At 59.7% G+C, this 21,931-nt stretch carries 22 protein-coding genes; 6 read left to right on the forward strand and 16 right to left on the reverse strand.

Annotation, left to right across the window (positions count from 1 at the left end; translation table 11 throughout):
- The first annotated feature begins 258 nt into the window (after window positions 1–258).
- The 3 genes from QOM10_RS09585 (at window position 259) to QOM10_RS09595 (ending at window position 3,304) form a co-directional block, all read left to right on the forward strand.
- Window positions 259–1,293 carry an NADP-dependent oxidoreductase gene (locus tag QOM10_RS09585; protein WP_127926510.1) on the forward strand — a complete coding sequence of 345 codons (1,035 nt, stop codon included), beginning with the start codon at window positions 259–261 and terminating at the stop codon, window positions 1,291–1,293.
- A 66-nt stretch (window positions 1,294–1,359) separates the two neighbouring features.
- Window positions 1,360–1,962 carry a recombination mediator RecR gene (recR, locus tag QOM10_RS09590; RefSeq protein ID WP_007918335.1) on the forward strand — a complete coding sequence of 201 codons (603 nt, stop codon included), beginning with the start codon at window positions 1,360–1,362 and terminating at the stop codon, window positions 1,960–1,962.
- A gap of 193 nt (window positions 1,963–2,155) precedes the next feature.
- Window positions 2,156–3,304, forward strand: coding sequence for an acyl-CoA dehydrogenase family protein (locus QOM10_RS09595; protein ID WP_316917918.1), 1,149 nt, complete (start codon window positions 2,156–2,158; stop codon window positions 3,302–3,304).
- A 111-nt stretch (window positions 3,305–3,415) separates the two neighbouring features.
- Here QOM10_RS09595 and QOM10_RS09600 read toward each other — a convergent pair whose 3' ends face one another.
- Both QOM10_RS09600 and fnr read right to left on the reverse strand, forming a co-directional pair.
- Window positions 3,416–3,964, reverse strand: coding sequence for an adenine phosphoribosyltransferase (locus tag QOM10_RS09600; RefSeq protein ID WP_016984743.1), 549 nt, complete (start codon window positions 3,962–3,964; stop codon window positions 3,416–3,418).
- Window positions 3,965–4,042: 78 nt separating this feature from the next.
- On the reverse strand, window positions 4,043–4,777 hold the full coding sequence (gene fnr / locus QOM10_RS09605) for a fumarate/nitrate reduction transcriptional regulator Fnr (protein ID WP_003223347.1): 735 nt from the start codon (window positions 4,775–4,777) through the stop codon (window positions 4,043–4,045).
- Between the two features lie 154 nt (window positions 4,778–4,931).
- Here fnr and QOM10_RS09610 point away from each other — a divergent pair, with 154 nt between their 5' ends.
- Window positions 4,932–5,414 (forward strand): hypothetical protein, encoded by a 483-nt coding sequence (locus QOM10_RS09610; protein ID WP_102900754.1) that lies wholly within the window; start codon window positions 4,932–4,934, stop codon window positions 5,412–5,414.
- Here QOM10_RS09610 and hemN read toward each other — a convergent pair.
- The 6 genes from hemN to ccoG all read right to left on the reverse strand — a co-directional run bounded on the left by hemN (window position 5,411) and on the right by ccoG (window position 12,571).
- Window positions 5,411–6,793 (reverse strand): oxygen-independent coproporphyrinogen III oxidase, encoded by a 1,383-nt coding sequence (gene hemN / locus QOM10_RS09615; protein WP_316917919.1) that lies wholly within the window; start codon window positions 6,791–6,793, stop codon window positions 5,411–5,413. The genes QOM10_RS09610 and hemN overlap by 4 nt on opposite strands.
- A gap of 171 nt (window positions 6,794–6,964) precedes the next feature.
- The gene (locus tag QOM10_RS09620; protein WP_016984739.1) at window positions 6,965–7,648 is read right to left on the reverse strand and encodes a sulfite exporter TauE/SafE family protein; all 684 of its coding nucleotides are present in this window, start codon (window positions 7,646–7,648) and stop codon (window positions 6,965–6,967) included.
- Complete coding sequence (gene ccoS / locus QOM10_RS09625; protein WP_102900752.1) at window positions 7,641–7,853, reverse strand: cbb3-type cytochrome oxidase assembly protein CcoS; 213 nt, start codon at window positions 7,851–7,853, stop codon at window positions 7,641–7,643. Before ccoS ends, QOM10_RS09620 begins: the two co-directional genes overlap by 8 nt.
- A gap of 22 nt (window positions 7,854–7,875) precedes the next feature.
- The gene (locus tag QOM10_RS09630; RefSeq protein WP_316917920.1) at window positions 7,876–10,326 is read right to left on the reverse strand and encodes a heavy metal translocating P-type ATPase; all 2,451 of its coding nucleotides are present in this window, start codon (window positions 10,324–10,326) and stop codon (window positions 7,876–7,878) included.
- Between the two features lie 278 nt (window positions 10,327–10,604).
- Entirely contained in the window at window positions 10,605–11,144 is a 540-nt protein-coding gene (locus QOM10_RS09635) for a FixH family protein (RefSeq protein ID WP_077571860.1), read from the reverse strand.
- Window positions 11,145–11,155: 11 nt separating this feature from the next.
- On the reverse strand, window positions 11,156–12,571 hold the full coding sequence (gene ccoG / locus QOM10_RS09640) for a cytochrome c oxidase accessory protein CcoG (RefSeq protein WP_160038965.1): 1,416 nt from the start codon (window positions 12,569–12,571) through the stop codon (window positions 11,156–11,158).
- Between the two features lie 524 nt (window positions 12,572–13,095).
- Here ccoG and QOM10_RS09645 point away from each other — a divergent pair.
- Complete coding sequence (locus QOM10_RS09645) at window positions 13,096–14,100, forward strand: metallophosphoesterase family protein (protein ID WP_316917921.1); 1,005 nt, start codon at window positions 13,096–13,098, stop codon at window positions 14,098–14,100.
- A 55-nt stretch (window positions 14,101–14,155) separates the two neighbouring features.
- Here the strand turns inward: QOM10_RS09645 and ccoP (QOM10_RS09650) are convergent, their stop codons facing one another.
- The 8 genes from ccoP (QOM10_RS09650) to ccoN (QOM10_RS09685) form a co-directional block, all read right to left on the reverse strand.
- On the reverse strand, window positions 14,156–15,139 hold the full coding sequence (gene ccoP, locus QOM10_RS09650; RefSeq protein ID WP_127926519.1) for a cytochrome-c oxidase, cbb3-type subunit III: 984 nt from the start codon (window positions 15,137–15,139) through the stop codon (window positions 14,156–14,158).
- A complete protein-coding gene (locus tag QOM10_RS09655; protein WP_003175465.1) occupies window positions 15,136–15,321 on the reverse strand; it encodes a CcoQ/FixQ family Cbb3-type cytochrome c oxidase assembly chaperone in 186 nt (61 codons plus the stop codon). Before QOM10_RS09655 ends, ccoP (QOM10_RS09650) begins: the two co-directional genes overlap by 4 nt.
- Before the next feature lie 5 nt (window positions 15,322–15,326).
- Window positions 15,327–15,935, reverse strand: coding sequence for a cytochrome-c oxidase, cbb3-type subunit II (gene ccoO, locus QOM10_RS09660; RefSeq protein WP_064391307.1), 609 nt, complete (start codon window positions 15,933–15,935; stop codon window positions 15,327–15,329).
- Window positions 15,935–17,377, reverse strand: coding sequence for a cytochrome-c oxidase, cbb3-type subunit I (ccoN, locus tag QOM10_RS09665; protein ID WP_064391308.1), 1,443 nt, complete (start codon window positions 17,375–17,377; stop codon window positions 15,935–15,937). Before ccoN (QOM10_RS09665) ends, ccoO (QOM10_RS09660) begins: the two co-directional genes overlap by 1 nt.
- 482 nt (window positions 17,378–17,859) lie before the next feature.
- Window positions 17,860–18,813, reverse strand: a complete 954-nt coding sequence (gene ccoP, locus QOM10_RS09670; protein ID WP_316917922.1) for a cytochrome-c oxidase, cbb3-type subunit III — start codon at window positions 18,811–18,813, stop codon at window positions 17,860–17,862.
- Window positions 18,810–19,025 (reverse strand): cbb3-type cytochrome oxidase subunit 3, encoded by a 216-nt coding sequence (locus tag QOM10_RS09675; RefSeq protein ID WP_053118838.1) that lies wholly within the window; start codon window positions 19,023–19,025, stop codon window positions 18,810–18,812. The genes ccoP (QOM10_RS09670) and QOM10_RS09675 overlap by 4 nt, the downstream gene beginning before the upstream one ends.
- A 5-nt stretch (window positions 19,026–19,030) precedes the next feature.
- On the reverse strand, window positions 19,031–19,639 hold the full coding sequence (gene ccoO, locus QOM10_RS09680; protein WP_003223389.1) for a cytochrome-c oxidase, cbb3-type subunit II: 609 nt from the start codon (window positions 19,637–19,639) through the stop codon (window positions 19,031–19,033).
- A 10-nt stretch (window positions 19,640–19,649) separates the two neighbouring features.
- Entirely contained in the window at window positions 19,650–21,074 is a 1,425-nt protein-coding gene (ccoN, locus tag QOM10_RS09685; protein WP_034152830.1) for a cytochrome-c oxidase, cbb3-type subunit I, read from the reverse strand.
- A gap of 95 nt (window positions 21,075–21,169) precedes the next feature.
- Here ccoN (QOM10_RS09685) and QOM10_RS09690 point away from each other — a divergent pair, with 95 nt between their 5' ends.
- Entirely contained in the window at window positions 21,170–21,862 is a 693-nt protein-coding gene (locus QOM10_RS09690; RefSeq protein WP_316917923.1) for an alpha/beta family hydrolase, read from the forward strand.
- Window positions 21,863–21,931: the final 69 nt, after the last annotated feature.

Consider the following 21,931-nt stretch of genomic DNA (forward strand, 5'->3'; position numbering starts at 1 on the left):
GATGAGCTACACAAAATGCCAGGCATTGCGCCTGGCATTTTTGTTTCTGACTGATCGTTCCCACGCTCTGCGTGGGAATGCAGCCCGGGACGCTCCGCGTCCCAAGTACAGAGCCGAACGCGGAGCGTCCGATGAGGCATTCCCACGCGGAGCATGGGAACGATCAGCCCCGACACCTGAATAAACATCGAACGCCCCATCGCCTCAACGGTCTGCTCCCTATACCCGCTGAATTCACCATTCACAGGAGACGCTGACATGTCCGACCCGCTTACGCTCAACCAACGCTTCGTCCTCGCCTCGCGCCCGGTCGGCGCGCCGACCCCGGAAAACTTCCGCCTCGAACGCGAAGCGCTGCCGGATCTGGCGGACGGCGAGGTACTGCTGAAAACCCTGTACCTGTCCCTCGATCCCTACATGCGCGGACGCATGAGCGACGCACCGTCCTACGCTGCCCCGGTACAAATCGGCGAAGTGATGACCGGCGGTGCTGTCAGCCGTGTCGAGGATTCGCGTCATCCGAAATTCCATAAGGGCGATCTGGTCGTTGGCGCCACCGGTTGGCAGAGCCACAGCATCAGCGACGGCCGCAACATCATCCCGATCCCGGCCGGGCTGCCGAGCCCGTCGATGGCCCTGGGTGTGCTGGGCATGCCGGGCATGACCGCATACATGGGCTTGATGGACATCGGCCAGCCGCAAGAAGGCGAAACCCTCGTTGTCGCAGCGGCTTCCGGTGCGGTCGGCTCGGTGGTCGGGCAAGTGGCGAAGATCAAAGGCCTGCGCGCGGTTGGTGTGGCCGGCGGTGCCGAGAAGTGCAAATACGTGGTCGAGGAACTGGGCTTTGACGCCTGCATCGATCACAAGGCGGCGGATTTTGCCGAACAACTGGCCAAAGCCTGTCCCGATGGCATCGACATCTATTACGAGAACGTCGGTGGCCATGTGTTTGATGCCGTGGTGCCGCTGCTCAATCCCAAGGCGCGCATTCCGTTGTGTGGCCTGATCGCCGGTTACAACGCCTCCGAAGCGCCGCAAGGCCCGGATCGCCTGCCGATGCTGCAACGCACACTGCTGACCAAACGCGTGCGGATTCAGGGTTTCATCGTGTTCGACGACTACGGTGATCGACAGCCGGAATTCATCAGCCACATGGTGCCGTGGGTGCGCGACGGCAAGGTCAAATTCCGCGAGGACGTGGTGGAAGGCCTGGAGCAGGCGCCCGAGGCGTTTATCGGTCTGCTGGAGGGGCGCAACTTCGGCAAACTGGTGGTGAAGGTCGCCCAGGACTGAGTATTTGACGCTGGCCAGAGGCGCGGGTATAAACCGCGTCTCGTTGTTTTGTCGGACTTTTTACCCATGAGCTTCAGCCCTTTGATTCGCCAACTGATCGACGCGCTGCGCACCTTGCCGGGCGTGGGGCAGAAAACCGCCCAGCGCATGGCGTTGCAGATGCTTGAGCGTGACCGCAGCGGCGGCTTGCGCCTGGCCCAGGCCCTCAGTCAGGCCATGGAAGGGGTCGGTCACTGCCGCCAGTGCCGCACGCTGACCGAAGACGATCTGTGCCCGCAGTGCGCCGATACCCGCCGTGACGACACGCTGCTGTGCGTGGTGGAAGGGCCGATGGATGTGTATGCCGTCGAGCAGACCGGCTTCCGTGGGCGCTACTTTGTGCTCAAGGGGCATTTGTCGCCGCTTGATGGTCTGGGCCCGGAAGCGATCGGTATTCCGCAGTTGATGACGCGGATTGAAGAGGCGGGGACGTTTACCGAAGTCATCCTCGCAACTAACCCGACGGTGGAAGGTGAGGCGACGGCGCATTACATCGCGCAGCTGCTGAGCAACAAAGGTCTGATCGCTTCGCGAATCGCTCACGGCGTGCCGCTGGGTGGTGAGCTGGAGCTGGTCGATGGCGGCACGCTGGCGCATTCGTTTGCCGGGCGTAAACCGATTTCCCTCTAAGTTATGCGGCGTCTGATTTGACGCCTTCGCGAGCAGGCTCGCTCCCACATTGGTTTTGTGTCATTCACAAATCCCCTGTGGGAGCGAGCCTGCTCGCGAATGGCGCACCTCGGTCAATCTGATTCACACAATTGAGTTGAAAACCAAGCAAGCGCTCGGTTAAGTTCGGCGAACCCTTCCGTGGAGCTCGCCCATGCCTGCCTTTCAGGAATACTTCGATCCCAGCCATCAATTGGTCCGCGACAGCGTCAGGCGCTTCGTCGAGCGCGAGATCCTGCCGGACATCGATCAGTGGGAAGAAGCCGAAAGCTTTCCCCGCGAGCTATACCTGAAGGCTGGCGCGGCAGGCATCCTCGGCATTGGTTACCCCGAAACGCTGGGAGGCAGCCATGAAGGCGATGTGTTCGCCAAGGTCGCCGCCAGTGAGGAGCTGATGCGCTGCGGCTCAGGCGGGCTGGTAGCGGGTCTCGGCTCGCTGGATATCGGCTTGCCACCGATCGTCAAATGGGCCCGTCCCGAGGTGCGTGAGCGTGTCGTGCCGCCAGTGCTCGGCGGCGAGAAAATCAGCGCTCTGGCGGTTACCGAGCCGGGCGGCGGCTCCGATGTCGCCAACCTGCAAACCCGCGCCGTGCGCGACGGCGATTTCTATCGTGTCAGCGGCAGCAAAACCTTTATCACCAGTGGCGTGCGCGCCGATTTCTACACCGTCGCGGTGCGCACCGGTGCGCCGGGTTTCGGCGGTATCAGCCTGTTGTTGATCGAAAAGGGCACGCCGGGCTTCACCGTTGGCCGTCAGCTTAAGAAAATGGGTTGGTGGGCGTCGGACACCGCCGAATTGTTCTTCGACGATTGCCGCGTGCCTGTAGGAAATCTGATCGGCGCCGAAAACATGGGCTTCGCCTGCATCATGGGTAACTTCCAGAGTGAACGGTTGGCGCTGGCGTTGATGGCCAACATGACTTCGCAGCTAGCGTTGGAAGAGAGCCTGAAATGGGCGCGCGAGCGTGAGGCGTTTGGCAAGCCGATCGGCAAGTTCCAGGTGATCAAACATCGCCTCGCCGAGATGGCGACCGCGCTGGAAGTCTCACGGGAGTTCACTTACCGGCAAGCGGCGAAGATGGCGGCGGGGCAGAGTGTGATCAAGGAGATTTCCATGGCGAAGAATTTCGCTACGGATACTTCGGACAGGATTACTACCGAGGCGGTGCAGATTCTTGGCGGGTTGGGTTATATGCGCGAGAGTCTGGTGGAGCGGCTGTATCGGGATAACCGCATCTTGTCGATTGGCGGCGGGACGCGGGAGGTGATGAACGAGATCATCAGCAAGCAGATGGGGCTTTAGGTTTTGCAGTGAGGCTACCGGCCTCATCGCGAGCAGGCTCACTCCTACAGGGGAACGCATTCCAAATTGTAGGAGTGAGCCTGCTCGCGATGGCGGCCTGAAGGGCGCTGCTTACTTATCGGTTAACGCAAACTGCGTCAGGCAGAACGTCGGAATCCCCATGTCCTGCAGGCGTTGTGAACCTTGCAACTCCGGCAAATCAATAATCGCCGCCGCTTCATGCACCCGCGCGCCCATGCGGCGAATCAGGTTGGCCGCTGCGATCAGCGTGCCGCCAGTGGCGATCAAGTCATCGAACATCACCACCGAGTCGCCTTCACACAGGCTGTCGGCGTGCACTTCGAGGAACGCTTCGCCGTACTCGGTTGCGTAACCCTCGGCCAACACGTCCGCCGGCAGTTTGCCCTGTTTGCGGAACAGCACCAGCGGCTTGTTCAACTGATAGGCCAGCACCGAGCCGATCAGAAAACCGCGCGCATCCATCGCACCGATGTGGGTGAAATCGGCTTCCACGTAGCGGTGGGCGAAGCTGTCCATCACCAGACGCAGGGCCTTAGGCGATTGAAACAGCGGGGTGATGTCGCGAAAGATCACGCCCGGTTTCGGGAAGTCGATCACTGGGCGGATAAGCGATTTGATGTCGAAGGAGTCGAAGACCATCGTCGAGGTGTCCTGGCAGGGCTGCAAACGGCGCAGTATACCCGCGGCTGAAACGCTTCGCTCAACCGCGGATCGACATTAACCTTCGAGTGAGCCACCGGCCAGCGCGCAGAGCTGGATCGGGTCGAGGATGTGAATCTCCTTGCCCTCGGCGGCGATCAGCTCATTTTGCTGGAAGCGCGTGAACACGCGGGACACGGTTTCCACCGCCAGACCGAGGTAGTTGCCGATTTCATTGCGCGACATGCTCAGGCGGAACTGATTGGCCGAGAAGCCGCGAGCGCGGAAGCGGGCGGACAGGTTGACCAGGAAGGTGGCGATGCGCTCGTCGGCGGTTTTCTTCGACAACAGCAACATCATTTGCTGGTCGTCACGGATCTCGCGGCTCATCACGCGCATCAACTGGCGGCGCAGCTGCGGCAGTTGCAGGGCCAGTTCGTCGAGGCGTTCAAACGGGATTTCGCAGACCGAGGTGGTTTCCAGCGCCTGGGCCGACACCGGATGTTTCTCGGTGTCCATGCCGGACAGACCGACCAGTTCGCTCGGCAGGTGGAAACCGGTGAGCTGTTCTTCGCCGCTGTCGCTCAGGCTGAAGGTCTTCAGGGCGCCGGAGCGTACTGCATAAACGGAATCGAACGTGTCGCCCTGGCGGAACAGGAACTCACCCTTTTTCAACGGGCGGCCGCGTTTAACGATTTCGTCCAGCGCATCCATGTCTTCCAGATTCAGAGAAAGTGGCAGGCAGAGAGGGGCCAGGCTGCAATCCTTGCAATGGGCCTGGTTATGAGCGCGCAGTTTAACTGGCTCGGACATTTCTTTAATCCTTGTGGGAAAACACACATAAGCCGTAAGGGTAACCCACGGGAGGACATTCAGGCCAGTCTGGGGCGACTTTGCCCTACAGCCATAAAGCCACAGGGCCAGCCGCCGATAAACAGGTATCAGAACGCATACAAGGAACGCTTCGATGGCCGCCATTGGCACGCTGGGCCCCGGTAGCAGCGACGTTGCGGCAATGCCGGAAACGTTTAAAACCTCTTTAGACAATGCACGGGAAGCAGGCTCGACCGAAGAGGCAACCCCGACCTTGGTCGAGGGCGTCAAAGTGTCGCTGTCCGGTGCCTCGATTGAAAAAGCCGCCAGTGTCGGTGGCGAAAACAGCGACATTGACGACAGCGGGCTGCCTGAGAACATCCAGCAATTGCTGAAGATGATCCGTAAGTTGCAAAAACAGATCGCCGAGAAAAAGGCACTCATCGAAGCGGTCATGACCGACAAACGCCTTTCCAACGAAGAAAAGATCAACAAACTCGCGGCTCTGCGCGGCGCCATTGCTGCGTTGAACACTGGGCTGATCACCGCCAATCTGGCCTTGTCCAAAGTGGTCGGGCAGTCGGGCCTGACGTCGGATCAGAATCTTAAAGTCGGTTCGCTGCTGACGAAAAACTAAATCACCCGCGAGAAACGCTGGCGGTTTTGCTGCTCAAGGTAGGCATCAAACACCATGCACACCGAGCGCACCAACAGGCGTCCCGCCGGCAACACCTCGATTCGTTCGCGATCCAGCTCAATCAGGCCATCGCTGGCCATGCCTTGCAGCTGCGGCCACAGCGCGCCGAAGTAACCCTGAAAATCGATGTTGAACTGTTGCTCGATCTCGGCGAAATCCAGGCTGAAATTGCAGATCAGTTGCTGGATCACCGCGCGGCGCAAGCGATCATCGGCGTTGCACACCAGGCCTCGGCTGGTCGCCAGTTGCGCGGCGGCGAGGGTGTTCTGGTATCCGTTGAGGTCGCTGCTGTTCTGACAGTACAGGTCGCCGATCTGGCTGATGGCCGAGACCCCCAGACCAATCAGATCGCAGTGACCGTGCGTGGTGTAACCCTGGAAATTGCGTTGCAGGGTTTCCTCTTCTTGGGCAATGGCCAGCTCATCGTCGGGCAGGGCAAAGTGGTCCATGCCGATGTAGCGATAGCCAGCGGCGGTGAGCTGTTCGATGGTGCGTTCAAGCATTTCCAGTTTCTGCGCGGGCGCCGGCAACTCATTGCCATTGATCCGCCGCTGCGGCATGAAACGTTCCGGCAGGTGCGCATAGTTGAACACCGAGAGTCGGTCCGGTTGCAGGCTGATCACTTCCTCGACGGTGCGGGCGAAGTTTTCCGGGGTCTGCTTGGGCAAGCCGTAGATCAAGTCGATATTGATCGAGCGAAACTGCAGAGTGCGCGCGGCGTCGATCACCGCACGGGTTTCTTCCAGACTTTGCAGGCGATTGACCGCACGCTGCACCGCCGGATCGAGGTCTTGCAGACCGATGCTGACACGGTTGAAACCCAGTTCGCGCAGCAGGCCCATGGTCGACCAGTCGGCTTCGCGCGGGTCGATCTCGATGCCGTAATCGCCAGAGTCGTCATCCAGCAGATTGAAATGCTTGCGCAGGTGCGCCATCAACTGACGCAGTTCGTCGTGGCTGAGAAAGGTCGGCGTGCCGCCGCCAAAGTGCAGTTGCTCGACTTTTTGTGCCGGGTCGAGGTGGCAGGCGATCAACTGGATTTCCTGCTCCAGCCGCTGCAAGTACGGCAACGCACGACCGCGATCCTTGGTGATGACCTTATTGCAGGCGCAGTAGTAGCAAATGTTCGCGCAGAACGGCACATGCACGTACAGCGACAACGGGCGCAGGGCCTTGCGGCTGTCGCGCAGGGCATGGAACAGGTCGAAGGTGCCGACCTGACCGTGAAATTGCACGGCCGTCGGATAGGAGGTGTAGCGCGGCCCCGCCAGGTCGTAGCGGCGGATCAGATCAGAGTCCCAACGAATGGCGTCGAGCATGCGGGCATTCCCCCGGATAGGCTGGCAGTGTGAGCGAGTCTATCGGGGTGCGGCGATGGGGCTCTTGATTTGCATCAACAGCATAAGATCAAAAGATCGCAGCCTTCGGCAGCTCCTACAGGGAAACGCATTCCAAAGGTAGGAGCTGCCGAAGGCTGCGATCTTCTGATCTTAATGGCCCATGAGCCAATGCTGATGCGGGCCGGGAAGGGTCCAGATGCCGAACAGAATCACCAGCAAACCACCGGCCATGCGCACACTTCGTTTGCGCAAAATGGCGGTGACGCGTTCTGCCGCAAGCCCCGTTGCCAGCAAAACCGGCCAAGTCCCCAGCCCAAATGCAAGCATCAACAACGCACTGTCCAGCGCATTGCCCTGACTCGCCGACCACAGCAACGTGCTGTAAACCAGTCCGCACGGCAGCCAGCCCCACAGCGCGCCAAGCAATAGCGCACGAGGCAAACTCGACACCGGCAGCAAGCGATTGGCGACCGGCTGAATGTAGCGCCACAAACCGCGTCCAAGACTTTCAATGCGCGTCAGCCCGCTCCACCAGCCGGCCAGATACAAACCCATGGCAATCAGCAGCAGCCCGGCCAGCACGCGCATGAACAGTGCCGCCGGACTGTTGGCCACCGCCCAGCCCGCCAGGCCGATCAGCAATCCTGCGGTGGCATAACTGAGGATTCGCCCAAGGTTGTACGCCAGCAGCAAACGAAAGCGCCGACTGCGCTGTTCCTTGGGAATCGCCAGGGTCAGCGCCCCCATCAAGCCGCCGCACATGCCCAGGCAATGACCGCCACCGAGCAGGCCGAGGATCAATGCTGAGACCAGCAATGGCGCCAGTTCAAGCATGGGGTGGGGCCTTGTCGTCCGGTTTGCTGGCGTTGGCTTCGTCCACGGCAGCGGTGTGTTTCGGATCCTGATCATCGAAGAGGATGCTGTGCGCCGGGCCGTCGAGGTCGTCGTACTGACCGCTGTCCACCGCCCAGAAGAAGATGTACACGGCGATGGCCACGATCAGCAGGGCGGCCGGGATCATCACGTAGAGAGCTGGCATCTGTACTCCAGGCCCGCGCGGCTCAGGCCGGCAGCGGGCGGGTTTGCGAGTGGGTGCTGGCGGGCGGCGGACTCGGCAGGCGAGTCAGGCGCAGCGCGTTGAGCACCACGGTCAACGAACTGATCGACATGCCGACGGCGGCCCACACCGGGGTTATCCAGCCGAGGGCGGCGAACGGCAACATGAGGCCATTGTACAGCGCCGCCCACAGCAGGTTCTCGATGATTACCCGGCGGGTGCGCCGTGCGAGTGTGAAGGCTTGGACCAAGGCGTCGAGGCGATTGGACAGCAGCACGGCATCGGCGCTGGTTTTCGCCAGATCGGTGGCTGAACCCATGGCCACGCTGATATCAGCGGCAGCCAGCACCGGCACGTCGTTGACGCCGTCACCGAGCATCAGCACTTTGCGACCTTCCTTGTGCAGTTGCTGCAACACTTGCAGTTTGTCGTCCGGGCGCAAGCCGCCACGGGCCTCGTCGATGCCCAGCTCCGTCGCCACACTAGCGACCATCGGCGAGCTATCGCCGGACAGCAACAGCGTACGCCAGCCACGTGCCTTGCACGCAGCGAGCAAGGCTGGTGCGTCATCCCGCAAGCGGTCGTCGAGGGCGAACCATGCCAGCGGACCCTGAGTGTCGGCGAGCAGCAGCCATTGGCCGGCCTCGTCCGGCATTGTCGGCACGGGCGCACCGCTGAGGGCGCAGACAAACTCGGTCTGGCCGATGCGCAAACGCTGTCCGCCCACCAAGCCTTCGAGGCCAAGCCCCGGCGTGCTGTGGACGTCTTCAGCGGCCAGCGGTGCACGGCCGAAAGCGCGGGCAATCGGGTGTTCCGAACGGTTCTCCAGCGCGGCCGCAAGGCTCAGACATTGATCACTGTCGAGCGCCGCGAGTGGACGAATCGAGCGCAGCACCAGTCGGCCTTCGGTGAGGGTGCCGGTTTTGTCGAAGATCACCGTGTCGATCTGATTCAAGCCTTCCAGCACATGGCCGCGCGTCAGCAGCAAACCCAGTTTGTGCAAGGTGCCGGTGGCGGCCGTGAGCGCGGTCGGCGTCGCCAGCGACAGGGCGCACGGGCAGGTGGCGACGAGCATGGCGAGGACAATCCAGAACGCGCGCGACGAATCCAGTTCCCACCACAACAGGCCGATGGCCGCAGCTGCGATCAGCGACAGCAGCAGGAACCATTGCGCGGCGCGGTCGGCGATTTCTGCCAGTCGCGGTTTTTCCGCCTGGGCGCGATCGAGCAGGCGGACGATGGCCGACAGGCGAGTGTCTTGGCCCAGCGCCTGCACTTCCACGGTCAACGCGCCTTCGACGTTGAGCGTGCCAGCGGTGACCGCATCGCCCGGCATGCGCGGTTGCGGCAGGTATTCGCCGGTGAGCAGCGATTCGTCGATGCTCGATTGGCCGTCGATGATTTTGCCGTCCGCCGGCAAGATCGAGCCGGCCTGCACCAGAATCCGCTCGCCGAGGCGTAGTTCGCTGAGCAGGATGCGTTCGCTCTGGCCGTTGTTGTCCAGCCGCAGACACGAGGCCGGCAATAGATTCACAAGTTGTGCCGTGGCGGCAGCGGTGCGCTCGCGGGCACGACGTTCGAGATAGCGCCCGGCGAGCAGGAACAGCGCAAACATGCCGACCGCATCGAAATACAACTCACCGACGCCGGTGATCGAGGTCCAGATCCCGGCGATGTAAGCGCTGCCGATCGCCAGCGACACCGAGACGTCCATGGTCAGGTGGCGCGTGCGCAGATCGCGCATCGCGCCTTTGAAGAACGGCGCGCAGCTGTAGAACACGATCGGTGTGGTCAGAAACAGCGCGACCCAGCGCAGGATCGTGTGCAGCTCGGGGCTGAGGTCGATGTTGAATTCCGGCCAGGTGGCCATGGTCGCCATCATCGCCTGAAACCACAGCAGGCCGGCGACGCCGAGCTGGCGCAGGGCCAGACGATTTTCGCTGGCCAGTTGTTCGCTGGCGCGATCAGCCTGATACGGGTGGGCGGCGTAACCGATGTGGCGCAGTTCGGCGAGGATCTGGCTCAGTGGCAGTTGCGCGTCGGCCCAGCTCACGTGCAAGCGATGGTTGGACAGGTTCAGCCGCGCCTCGGCCACCGCCGGCAACGTACGCAGGTGTTTCTCGATCAGCCAGCCGCAGGCGGCGCAACTGATGCCTTCCATCAACAGGGTGGTTTCGGCCAGTTCGCCTTCGTGGCGCACGAAAGGTTGCTGCACATCGGCGCGGTCGTACAGCGCCAGTTCGTCGGTCAGTTGCACCGGCAGCGCTTCGGGGTTGGCTGAGGCTTCACTGCGATGCTGGTAATAGCTTTCCAGACCGCCGGCGACGATGGCTTCGGCCACAGCCTGACAGCCCGGGCAGCAGAATTCGCGGGATTGCCCAAGCACGACGGCGGTGAAGCGGCTGCCGGACGGGACGGGCAGGGCGCAGTGGTAGCAGGGGAGTGGGGTGGTCATGGCATTGTTGAGGGGGTAAGCCCTTGCATTGGAGTTGTCCGCTTGCCCTCACCCCAGCCCTCTCCCAGAGGGAGAGGGAGCCGATCGGTGTGAGCCTGGATCTTCACTGTCATACACAAAACGTGCAAACGCTCGAGATCAGTTCCCTCTCCCAGAGGGAGAAGGAGCCGATCGGTATGAGCCTGGATTTTCACTGTCATACACAAAACGTGCAAACACTCGAGATCAGTTCCCTCTCCTGGGGGAGAGGGCTAGGGTGAGGGGGCTTTCGAAGTTGCTTATTTCTTCAGGTCTTCGGCGCCTTGCAGCGGCTCGTCACCCAACAACAGATCCTTGTCATGGCTGACCAGCTCTTCTTCGAACATGCGCCACACATGATCATCCTGACTACCGAGCAATTCGACAAAACGACGACCTTCGACCTTGTCACCCAATTGACCGATGTAGCGCCCCGTTTCAGTCTCGCTGCGAGTCAGAACAATCTTGCGATCCTTCTCCGGCTGCGTCGGCGAGATCAGATTCAATTCCAGCGTCTTCGGTTGACTGTCACCGCTCAAACGCAAATCAACTTCACCGGTCATGCCATCCAGATGCACAGCCGCACGCATCTTCAAATTCTGCGCCAACAATTCACGGTCCAGCGAGCGGTTGATGCCTTTGCCCGCCTCGTAGTAGTTGTCGTTGACCAGGTTGTCCGGGTTGTTCACCGCGATGGTCACCATCGACAGGGTCAGGGTCACCGAACAGGCCAGAATCCCGATGATGATCCATGGCCAAAGGTGCTTGTACCAGGGACTTGCGGCGTTTGCTGCGGGCATGTTCAGTTCTCTCAACGGATTTGTGGGCCGATGAATCGGCTCTTGGCTTCAACGTGGACGCTGTCGTCATCAGCATCCTTGAGGATGAATTTCACCTCGTTGGTGCTCGATGGCAGTTGTTCCGGTGCGCTCGACAACTCGACCGGCATGCTGACGATGTCGCCGGCCGCGACCTTGATCTCGCGTTTGCCTTGCAAGCGCAGATCCGGCAAGCCGGCGGCTTCGAGCACGTAGGTGTGGTCGCGCTGATCCTTGTTCATGATCTTCAGGCTGTAGACGTTTTCGATTCGGCCTTCAGCGTTTTCGCGGTACAGCACGCGGTCCTTGCTGACGTCGAAACCGACCAGCGAGCGCATGAAGAACGCGGTAACCAACAGGCTGATCATCGCCAGCAACACCACGGCGTAACCGATCAAGCGTGGCCGCAGTTTATGGGTTTTCTGCCCGGACAGGTTGTGCTCGGTGGTGTAACTGATGAGCCCGCGCGGGTAATCCATCTTGTCCATGATGCTGTCGCAGGCATCAATGCACGCGGCGCAACCGATGCACTCGATCTGCAGGCCGTCGCGGATATCGATGCCGGTCGGGCAGACCTGCACGCACATCGTGCAATCGATGCAGTCACCGAGTCCCTGAGCCTTGTAGTCGACGCCTTTCTTGCGCGGGCCACGGCTTTCACCGCGACGCGGATCGTAGGAAACGATCAGCGTGTCCTTGTCGAACATCACGCTCTGAAAGCGCGCATACGGACACATGTAGATGCACACTTGTTCGCGCAACCAACCGGCGTTGCCGTAGGTGGCGAGGGTGAAGAAACCCACCCAGAAGTACGACCAGCCATCGGCCTGGCCAGTGAAGAACTCGAAGACCAGTTCACGGATTGGCGAGAAATAACCGACAAAGGTCATGCCGGTGACAAAACCGATCAGCAGCCACAGCGAATGTTTGGCGGCTTTGCGCAGGAATTTGTTGGCGCTCATCGGCGCCTTGTCGAGCTTGATACGCTGGTTGCGGTCGCCTTCGGTGACCTTCTCGCACCACATGAAAATCCACGTCCAGACACTTTGCGGGCAGGTGTAACCGCACCAGACCCGGCCGGCATACACGGTGATGAAGAACAGGCCGAACGCGGCAATGATCAACAAACCCGAGAGCAGAATGAAATCCTGTGGCCAGAAGGTCGCGCCGAAGATGAAGAACTTGCGCTCAGGCAGGTTCCACCACACGGCCTGATGGCCGCCCCAGTTCAGCCACACCGTGCCGAAATACAACAGGAACAGGGCCGCACCGCCCATCATCCGCAGATTGCGGAACAGGCCGGTGAAAGCACGGGTGTAGATTTTTTCTCGAGAGGCGTAAAGATCAACGCTGTTGTTCGCGTTTTTGCTCGGTGGTGTGACGTCGTGTACCGGAATCTGGTTGCTCATCATTGCATCCCACGGCAGTGGAAAAATGCCTTGGTCGATACGTGCCAACCAAGGTCAAAAAGGGGCGTTGCAGTGGCGCAATGATACGCCGGTCGCTCTGGCTCAAGGGTGCGACCTTTGGTCGCGTTGGGGAAAAAACCTGAATGGTGTAGCGAACGTAGCAAAGCCTGACGCAGGTCAATTGACTTGTTGAGTATGGACGGTTTTGGCGTGGCAGCTAATCCATTGTTGTCCCTGGGGGGATCAGTTCGACGCCGTTGCCACCACACGCCTCACTGAGAGTGCGCGCACGGACGCGGTGATCTTCAGGTTTTCAATTGCAGCAGTCGATACATGAGTCTTTTAAGTCGCAACTTCAAACATTGTCTTTTGCATTGGATGTTGCTGTAAGTTTTCTGTGGCTGAAATATATCTAATTAATTGCTCTCGGTCGTGGCTTTGAAGTTTTCCGGTTTTTCGAATAAGTTGCGCTTTCGCGAAATATTATTTGCGTGCAATTAATTAATTTAAATGGAATTTAAGGTATGGCTTTCAATAAGTTTGCAAGCGTTGTGCTGAGTATTTGTTTACTGGCTTCGGTCACTTCCGTTCAGGCTATAACAGGAACACCGAAACACATGGTCTTTGCCTCGGATACTCAATATCCATGGACAGACAAGACGGATAGCGGGGACTTTGAATCCGGCTCCGAATTCGAAACCCGCTCCAAGTGGCTGGTTGAAACACAGTTGGCGAGCATTGCCGATTTCAGAAATCAGCAGGGCTCGCAAGCCCAGGTGCCCCTGATGATCAATGGCGATATAACTGCTTTTGGTCATGGCTGGCAGCGCTCGTTCATGAAGGGCATGTTGGACAAACACTTCAAGGGTGAGTACTTGTACGGCTTGGGTAATCATGATTATGAAAACAATGTCGATGATTGTTTTAGCAATAGCTGTGCGGCGGGAAGCATCGTCGAGTTTAAGGAACATCACGAGGGCAAGGTAGATAACTTTGATCTGAAAGTTACCGGTGGATTTCTGAGCAGGACCTATTCTGGCAGCCTCGCTTATTCAAAAACCATCGGTGAAGTTCATATGGTGCAGCTCAATAATGAGCCAACCTATACCACCCGGATCTCTCATCCACTGAACCCGACAACGTTTGAAATCAACGACGCACTGGACTGGTTGGAGACCGATCTCAGGCTGGCCCGTGTCGGGGGTTACGCCATTATCATCAATATGCATAAACCGTTCGGCGACAAAGTTTCCCCGGCGCAGAATAAGCGTTTCCTCGACATGATCAGCAAATATCAAGTGACCGCCATTTTTGCCGGCCATTTGCATAGGGACGGAGGTGATGCCTACTGGAAGGGAAACGTGCCGATGTATCTGAGTGGCAGTACTTCTCAGCAAACCTATCTGATCACCAGCTTTACCGAAGACCGTAAGCAGCTGCAGATCTATCTGGTGAAAAACAACCAGTGGCGCGATCGAACGCTGATCGATACCGTCGAGGTGCATTCAATCTTTGCCAGGCGTCCATAAGAAAGGCCCCGCCAATGTTCATTGGCGGGGCCTTTTTTTGTTTCAAGCGATGGCCTTATTCGGCGTTCGCTTCCGGTGCTTTTTCACCGTGGGACAGGCTGTAAACATACGCCGCCAGCAGGTGCACCTTGTCGTTGCCTTGCAGTTGTTCCTGCGCCGGCATCTGGCCCTGGCGGCCGTAACGGATGGTTTGCTGCAGTTGCGCGAAGCTCGAGCCGTAGATGAAAGCACCCGGGTGGGTCAGGTCAGGCGCGCCCATGGCGGGTGTGCCTTTGCCGGCCGGACCGTGGCAGGCCACGCAGTTGGCGGCGAACAGTTTGCCGCCGTTGGCCGGATCAGCCTTGATGCCTTCCGGCAGTTTGCGGCCATCCAGGTTGGTCACGACAAACGCTGCCACGTCGGCAACGCCTTGCTCCCCAATCACTTCAGCCCAGGCCGGCATCACCGCGTGACGACCGCCCATGATGGTGGTCTTGATGGTTTCCGGCTCGCCGCCCCAGCGCCAGTCGGCGTCGGTCAGGTTAGGGAAACCGTAAGCGCCCTTGGCGTCGGAACCGTGGCACACCGAGCAGTTGGAGGCGAACAGACGACCACCCATTTTCAGTGCTTGCGGATCCTTGGCGACTTCTTCGATTGGCATCGCGGCGAATTTGGCGAAGATCGGACCGAACTTGGCGTCCGAGCGAGCCATTTCCTTTTCCCACTCGTGCACGCCGGTCCAGCCGGTCTGGCCGTTGGCGAACGCGGTCTGTTTGTCGTTATCGAGGTAGTTGTAGCCCGGCAGCAGGCCTTTCCAGTTGCCCAGGCCCGGGTACAGCACCAGGTAACCCAAGGCAAAAATGATGGTGCCGACAAACAGCATGAACCACCATTTCGGCAGTGGGTTGTCGTACTCCTCGATCCCGTCGAAGGAGTGCCCGACCGTCTCGTCCGTCTGTTCGCTGCGCTGGCCCTTGCGGGTCGACAGCAGCAGCCAGGTCAGGGCGAAGATCGTACCGAGACTGAGGACTGTGACGTACAGACTCCAGAATGTAGTCATTCTTTGTTACTCCTAGAAGCTTGCTCGACGTGCTTGATGGCTTCGGGATCATCCGCAAAAGGCAACAAGGTCGCGTCTTCAAACTCCGACTTGCGCTTGGGGCTGAACACCCACAGCGCCAGACCGATGAAGGCCACCATCACAACAACGGTGCCCAGGCCACGAATCATCCCGATATCCATCTAATTCACCGTTTGCTTTTGATGATGGTGCCCAGGCCTTGCAGATAGGCCACCAGCGCGTCCATTTCGGTTTTGCCCTTCACGGCATCCTGGGCACCGGCGATGTCTTCGTCGGTGTAAGGGACGCCGAGGGTGCGCAAAACCTCCATTTTCTTGGCGGTTTCCTTGCCGTCGAGCTTGTTTTCCACGAGGAACGGGTATGCCGGCATTTTCGACTCGGGCACCACGTTGCGCGGGTTGTACAAGTGCGCACGTTGCCAGTCATCGGAGTAACGACCACCGACACGGGCCAGATCCGGACCGGTACGCTTGGAACCCCACAGGAACGGGTGATCCCAGACGCTTTCACCAGCCACCGAGTAGTGGCCGTAGCGTTCGGTTTCGGCGCGGAACGGACGGATCATCTGTGAGTGGCAGCCGACACAGCCGTTGGCGATGTAAACGTCGCGGCCTTCCAGTTCCAGTGCCGAACGCGGCTTCATGCCTTCGACCGGTTTGTTGGTGACGTCCTGGAAAAACAGCGGAACGATTTGGGTCAGGCCGCCAATGCTGACGGCGATGACCATGAAGAAGGCCAGCAGGCCAATATTCTTCTCGACAGCTTCATGCTTCATCAGTGAGCTCCAACGACAGCGATCTGGGCAGCGGCTTCGGCTTCCGCCGGGTTCGAGGCGCGCACGGTGCGCCAGACGTTGTAAGCCATCAGGAACATGCCGCTGGCGAAGAATGCACCGCCCAGCGCACGGACGATGTAGCCCGGGTGGCTGGCTTGCAGCGCTTCAACGAACGAGTAGGTGAGGGTGCCGTCGTCGTTGATTGCACGCCACATCAGGCCCTGAGTGATGCCGTTGACCCACATCGACGCGATATACAGCACGGTGCCGATGGTCGCGAGCCAGAAGTGCGCGTTGATCAGGCCGACACTGTGCATCTGCGCACGACCGAACAGACGCGGGATCATGTGGTAGATCGCGCCGATCGAAATCATCGCCACCCAGCCCAGAGCGCCGGCGTGTACGTGGCCGATGGTCCAGTCGGTGTAATGCGAGAGCGAGTTGACGGTCTTGATCGCCATCATCGGACCTTCAAAGGTCGACATGCCGTAGAACGCCAGCGATACCACGAGGAAGCGCAGGATCGGGTCGGTGCGCAGCTTATGCCAGGCGCCCGAGAGGGTCATCATGCCGTTGATCATGCCGCCCCAGCTTGGCGCCAGGAGGATGATCGACATCGCCATGCCCAGCGATTGTGCCCAATCCGGCAGCGCGGTGTAGTGCAAGTGGTGCGGGCCGGCCCAGATGTACAGGGTGATCAGTGCCCAGAAGTGCACGATCGACAAGCGATAGGAGTAGATCGGACGCTCGGCCTGTTTCGGCACGAAGTAGTACATCATCCCGAGGAAACCGGTGGTGAGGAAGAAGCCCACCGCGTTGTGGCCGTACCACCACTGGATCATCGCGTCGGTCGCGCCCGAGTAGGCAGAGTAGGACTTGAACAGGTTCACCGGCAGGGAAGCGTGGTTGACGATGTGCAGCATCGCCGTGACCACGATGAACGCACCGTAGAACCAGTTACCCACGTAGATATGCTTGGTTTTGCGCTTGGTGATGGTGCCGAAGAACACCAGACCGTAGGTGACCCAGACAATGGCCAGCAAAATGGCGATCGGCCATTCCAGTTCCGCGTATTCCTTGGTGGTGGTGTAACCCAGCGGCAAGGTAATGATCGCGCCGACGATGACCGCTTGCCAGCCCCAGAAGGTGAAGGCCGCGAGGCTGTCGGAAATCAGTCGCGTCTGGCAGGTTCGCTGCACGACATAGTAGGAAGTGGCAAATAGTGCACAACCACCGAAGGCGAAAATCACCAGGTTTGTGTGCAACGGGCGAAGGCGTCCAAAGCTCGTCCACGGCAGACCGAAGTTCAACTCCGGCCAGACCAGTTGCGAGGCGATGAAGACACCGAGCCCCATGCCAAGGATCCCCCAGACCACCGTCATGATGGCGAACTGGCGGACTACCTTATAGTTATAAGCAGTCGGACTGATTGCTGTGCTCATTCTAAGGTTCCACGGTTTGGGTGTTTTATTAGGATTAAAATCGGCCGCAAGTATGCAGAGAGCAGGGGGTCATTGCAACGCGCCATGACCTGGGTCAATGCTTTCCAACGCTGATTCTGCGGCCTTTCCATGCGCCGCGTAAGGACAAAATCGGCCTCGGACAAAATGTCGCAGCGGACGAAAAAAGCGAGGGGTTCAGGTCGCTTGTAACGGGGTGTGTTCAAACGCTCAGTTCGGGTGACGGATGGCAAATGGCACGACAGCCGGTATCTACCGGCGTTTGCGGCCACATCAGTCAGCCGGTTCGCAGAACACAGCAGTCAGCGTTGACCTGGAACCGGCACAAGCCAGTCCGCATCGAGCAAGCGTAGACCCGAATCCGGGGAACCGAAAGGAGAGGGTGTGAAGGGGTGCGACAATGCGTCGCAAAGGGGCTGGATGCTGCCGCACCGAGAAAGGTGCGGCAGGGGTGTACGCAATGCTTACTTCTTGTTGTCTTCAGTAATCAGTTTTTCTGTGTTCAATCCGTGCGACAGGCTGTACACATAAGCGGCCAGCAATTGCACTTTATCGTTGCCCAGCAGTTCGTTTTGCGCCGGCATATGACCCTGACGACCGTGGCGAATGGTCTGCTCGAGTTGGGTCAGGCTGGTGCCATAGATAAACCCGGCCGGGTGCGTCAGATTCGGCGCACCCATGGCTTCAGTGCCGTGGCCGGTTGCCCCATGACAGGCAGCGCAAGTGGTGCTGAACGCTTGCTGTCCCGCTTGCAGGTCAGCCTTGCTGTCAGCGGGCAATGGCAGACCGGCCAGCTCGTGACGCACATACGCAGCAACGTTCTTCACCCCGGCCTCGCCGAGCACTTCGCCCCAGGCCGGCATCGCCGCCATCCGGCCACCCATGATGGTGGTCTTGATGGTCTCGGCCTCGCCGCCCCAACGCCAGTCGCTGTCGGCGAGGTTAGGGAAACCGAACGCGCCTTTGGCGTCCGAGCCGTGGCACACCGAGCAGTTGGAGGCGAACAGGCGGCCACCCATTTTCAGTGCCTGCGGATCCTTCGCCACTTCTTCCACCGGCATCGCGGCAAATTTGGCGAAGATCGGCCCGAACCTGGCGTCGGCCTTGTTCATTTCCTTTTCCCACTCGTGCACACCGGTCCAGCCATCCTCGTATCCCGGCAGGATGCCTTTCCAGTTGCCCAGGCCCGGATAGAGGATCAGATAGCCCACGGAAAACACCAGCGTGCCGGCGAACAGCATGAACCACCACTGCGGCAGCGGGTTGTCGTACTCCTCGATGCCGTCGAAGCTGTGGCCCATGGTCTGGTCGACGCTGCCCTTGGTTTCGCCCCGGCGGGTGCCGATCAGCAGCCACGTCAGGCCGATCAGGCTGCCGATGGTCAGTACGCAGATCCACGTACTCCAGAAGGTGGTCATGGCCGGGTACTCCTTGGTTCAGGTGCTTGGGTTGTTTCAAATGCTGGGGTAGTTTCGGGCTGTGGCTCGTCGGCAAACGGCAGCAGACGTGCTTCGGCGAACTCCGGGGTGCGCTTGCGGTTGAATACCCACAAGGTCAAGCCGACGAACGCTACAAACACGACAACGGTGCCTAAACCACGGATCAGCCCTGCGCTCATTTCAAAGACCATCGTGCTCACCTCTTGCTCTTGATCGCAGTGCCGAGCACTTGCAGGTAGGAGACGAGGGCATCCATTTCGGTCTTGCCCTTGAGGCTGGCCACCGCGCCGCTGATGTCGTCGTCGGTGTACGGCACGCCGAGGGTGCGCATGGTCTTGAGCTTGGTTTCGGTGTGGCTGCTGTCGACCGCTTGCGTGACCAGCCATGGATAGGCCGGCATCTTCGATTCCGGTACGACGTTGCGCGGGTTGTACAAGTGCGCGCGGTGCCAGTCATCCGAGTAGCGTGCGCCGACCCGGGCCAGATCCGGACCGGTACGTTTCGACCCCCACAGGAACGGGTGATCCCAAACGCTTTCACCGGCCACCGAGTAGTGCCCGTAGCGTTCGGTTTCGGCGCGGAACGGGCGGATCATCTGCGAGTGGCAACCGACGCAGCCTTCGCGGATATAGATGTCGCGGCCTTCCAGTTGCAGCGCGGTGTAGGGTTTCATGCCTTCCACCGGTTTGTTGGTGACGTCCTGGAAGAACAGCGGGACGATCTGGGTCAGGCCGCCGATGCTCACGGCGAACACCATGAGCAACATCAACAGGCCGACGTTCTTTTCAATCGTTTCGTGTTTCATGGCGGACTCCTCAGGCCATCTGCGCGGCAGCAACGACGTCAGCAGGCTGCGAGGCCCGCACGGTGCGCCAGGTGTTGTAAGCCATCAGGAACATGCCGCTGAGGAAGATCGCCCCACCGATCAGCCGCACGACGAAGCCTGGGTGGCTGGCCACCAGGGTTTCGACGAAGGAGTAGGTCAGCGTGCCGTCCTCGTTCACCGCACGCCACATCAGGCCCTGGGCGATGCCGTTGACCCACATCGACGCGATGTAGAGCACGGTGCCGATGGTTGCGAGCCAGAAGTGCGCGTTGATCAAACCGACGCTGTGCATCTGCGCTTTACCGAAGATTTTCGGGATCATGTGGTACAGCGCGCCGATGGAAATCATCGCCACCCAGCCGAGGGCGCCGGCGTGTACGTGGCCGATGGTCCAGTCGGTGTAGTGGGAGAGGGCGTTGACGGTCTTGATCGCCATCATCGGACCTTCGAAGGTCGACATGCCGTAGAACGCCAGCGACACCACGAGGAAGCGCAGGATCGGGTCGCTGCGCAACTTATGCCAGGCGCCCGAGAGGGTCATCATGCCGTTGATCATGCCGCCCCAGCTCGGTGCCAGCAGAATCAGCGACATCACCATGCCCAGCGACTGTGCCCAATCCGGCAGCGCGGTGTAGTGCAAGTGGTGCGGGCCGGCCCAGATGTACAGGGTGATCAGCGCCCAGAAGTGCACGATCGACAAACGATACGAGTACACCGGACGTTCGGCCTGCTTCGGCACGAAGTAGTACATCATCCCGAGGAAACCGGCGGTGAGGAAAAAGCCTACGGCGTTGTGGCCGTACCACCATTGCACCATCGCGTCGGTTGCACCGGCGTACACCGAGTAGGACTTGGTGAAACTCACCGGCAACTCAAGGTTGTTGACGATGTGCAGAATCGCCACGGTGATGATGAACGCACCGAAGAACCAGTTGCCCACATAGATGTGCTTGGTCTTGCGCTGCATGATCGTGCCGAAGAACACGACGGCGTAGGCGACCCAGACGATGGTGATCAGGATGTCGATCGGCCATTCCAGCTCGGCGTATTCCTTGGAACTGGTGTAACCCAGTGGCAGGCTGATCGCCGCCAGCAGAATCACCAGTTGCCAGCCCCAGAAGCAGAACGCGGCGATTTTCGGCGCAAACAGCTGAGTCTGGCAGGTGCGTTGCACCGAGTAGAACGAACTGGCGAACAGCGCACAGCCACCGAAGGCGAAGATCACCGCGTTGGTGTGCAGCGGGCGCAGACGGCCGAAACTGGTCCAGGGCAAATTGAAGTTGAGTTCGGGCCAGACCAATTGGGCCGCGAGAAAAACCCCGAGCCCCATGCCGACGATGCCCCACACCACCGTCATAATGGCGAATTGGCGGACCACCTTGTAGTTGTAGGCGGTACTGATAGAAGTGTTCATGGTTCCCCATCCACGGTTCAGCCGAAGTGAGCGCGCGCACAACACGCGGCGAATCCTTCGTCTGGAGTTATAGGCAGACTAAAAGCGAGGCAAGCATGGACAAACAGCACAAGGCCAGTATTGACGGGGATCAATGGGCGCAGTGCGTGCGTGATCATGGGTGGCTTTGGGATGCTGCCAGTGGCGAGGCTTCGGCGACGTTGATCCTCGCTCACGGTGCTGGTGCGCCGATGGACAGTGACTGGATGAACGATATGGCTGGGCGCCTTGCCGGGCTTGGGGTGAATGTGTTGCGGTTTGAGTTTCCTTATATGGCGCAGCGGCGCGTTGATGGGGTGAAGCGGCCGCCGAATCCTGCGGTGAAATTGCAGGAATGTTGGCGTGAGGTGTTTGCTGAAGTGCGACGTCATGTCACTGGGGTTTTGGCCGTTGGCGGGAAGTCGATGGGCGGGCGAATGGCGAGCTTGGTGGCGGATGAGTTGAGGGTTGATGCGTTGGTATGTTTTGGGTATCCGTTTTACGCGGTGGGTAAGCCGGAGAAGCCCAGGGTTGAGCATTTGGCTTCTTTGCAGACTCGGACGTTGATTGTGCAAGGCGAGCGGGATGCGCTGGGCAATCGGGAGGCGGTTGAGGCTTACACCTTGTCACCGAGTATTGAGGTGACGTGGTTAGCGGCAGGGGATCATGACCTGAAGCCACTGAAGGTTTCCGGGTTTACCCATGAACAGCATTTGGCCAGCGCTGCGCAGAAAGTAGCCGAGTTTTTCAAGGATTTAGCGAAGTTCTGACCCCGCATGAAGATTGGTCCCCGCGCCCGACAAGGCGCGCGGGGCGCCAGTGTCTACCCCGCAATGCCT

Source organism: Pseudomonas sp. P108 (genome assembly GCF_032613195.1).
GTDB lineage: Bacteria > Pseudomonadota > Gammaproteobacteria > Pseudomonadales > Pseudomonadaceae > Aquipseudomonas.

What these genes read in the sequence shown, in the direction of transcription:
- ccoG (WP_160038965.1), bottom strand. Translation starts at nt 12,571, where the DNA reads ATGAGCAACCAGATTCCGGTACACGACGTCACACCACCGAGCAAAAAC.
- QOM10_RS09610 (WP_102900754.1), top strand. Translation starts at nt 4,932, where the DNA reads ATGGCCGCCATTGGCACGCTGGGCCCCGGTAGCAGCGACGTTGCGGCA.
- QOM10_RS09690 (WP_316917923.1), top strand. Translation starts at nt 21,170, where the DNA reads ATGGACAAACAGCACAAGGCCAGTATTGACGGGGATCAATGGGCGCAG.
- ccoP (WP_316917922.1), bottom strand. Translation starts at nt 18,813, where the DNA reads ATGACCACCTTCTGGAGTACGTGGATCTGCGTACTGACCATCGGCAGC.
- QOM10_RS09600 (WP_016984743.1), bottom strand. Translation starts at nt 3,964, where the DNA reads ATGGTCTTCGACTCCTTCGACATCAAATCGCTTATCCGCCCAGTGATC.
- QOM10_RS09620 (WP_016984739.1), bottom strand. Translation starts at nt 7,648, where the DNA reads ATGCTTGAACTGGCGCCATTGCTGGTCTCAGCATTGATCCTCGGCCTG.
- QOM10_RS09645 (WP_316917921.1), top strand. Translation starts at nt 13,096, where the DNA reads ATGGCTTTCAATAAGTTTGCAAGCGTTGTGCTGAGTATTTGTTTACTG.
- ccoP (WP_127926519.1), bottom strand. Translation starts at nt 15,139, where the DNA reads ATGACTACATTCTGGAGTCTGTACGTCACAGTCCTCAGTCTCGGTACG.
- fnr (WP_003223347.1), bottom strand. Translation starts at nt 4,777, where the DNA reads ATGTCCGAGCCAGTTAAACTGCGCGCTCATAACCAGGCCCATTGCAAG.
- QOM10_RS09655 (WP_003175465.1), bottom strand. Translation starts at nt 15,321, where the DNA reads ATGGATATCGGGATGATTCGTGGCCTGGGCACCGTTGTTGTGATGGTG.
- ccoS (WP_102900752.1), bottom strand. Translation starts at nt 7,853, where the DNA reads ATGCCAGCTCTCTACGTGATGATCCCGGCCGCCCTGCTGATCGTGGCC.
- QOM10_RS09585 (WP_127926510.1), top strand. Translation starts at nt 259, where the DNA reads ATGTCCGACCCGCTTACGCTCAACCAACGCTTCGTCCTCGCCTCGCGC.
- QOM10_RS09630 (WP_316917920.1), bottom strand. Translation starts at nt 10,326, where the DNA reads ATGACCACCCCACTCCCCTGCTACCACTGCGCCCTGCCCGTCCCGTCC.
- ccoO (WP_003223389.1), bottom strand. Translation starts at nt 19,639, where the DNA reads ATGAAACACGAAACGATTGAAAAGAACGTCGGCCTGTTGATGTTGCTC.
- QOM10_RS09595 (WP_316917918.1), top strand. Translation starts at nt 2,156, where the DNA reads ATGCCTGCCTTTCAGGAATACTTCGATCCCAGCCATCAATTGGTCCGC.
- ccoN (WP_064391308.1), bottom strand. Translation starts at nt 17,377, where the DNA reads ATGAGCACAGCAATCAGTCCGACTGCTTATAACTATAAGGTAGTCCGC.
- recR (WP_007918335.1), top strand. Translation starts at nt 1,360, where the DNA reads ATGAGCTTCAGCCCTTTGATTCGCCAACTGATCGACGCGCTGCGCACC.
- QOM10_RS09675 (WP_053118838.1), bottom strand. Translation starts at nt 19,025, where the DNA reads ATGGTCTTTGAAATGAGCGCAGGGCTGATCCGTGGTTTAGGCACCGTT.
- ccoO (WP_064391307.1), bottom strand. Translation starts at nt 15,935, where the DNA reads ATGAAGCATGAAGCTGTCGAGAAGAATATTGGCCTGCTGGCCTTCTTC.
- ccoN (WP_034152830.1), bottom strand. Translation starts at nt 21,074, where the DNA reads ATGAACACTTCTATCAGTACCGCCTACAACTACAAGGTGGTCCGCCAA.
- hemN (WP_316917919.1), bottom strand. Translation starts at nt 6,793, where the DNA reads ATGCTCGACGCCATTCGTTGGGACTCTGATCTGATCCGCCGCTACGAC.
- QOM10_RS09635 (WP_077571860.1), bottom strand. Translation starts at nt 11,144, where the DNA reads ATGCCCGCAGCAAACGCCGCAAGTCCCTGGTACAAGCACCTTTGGCCA.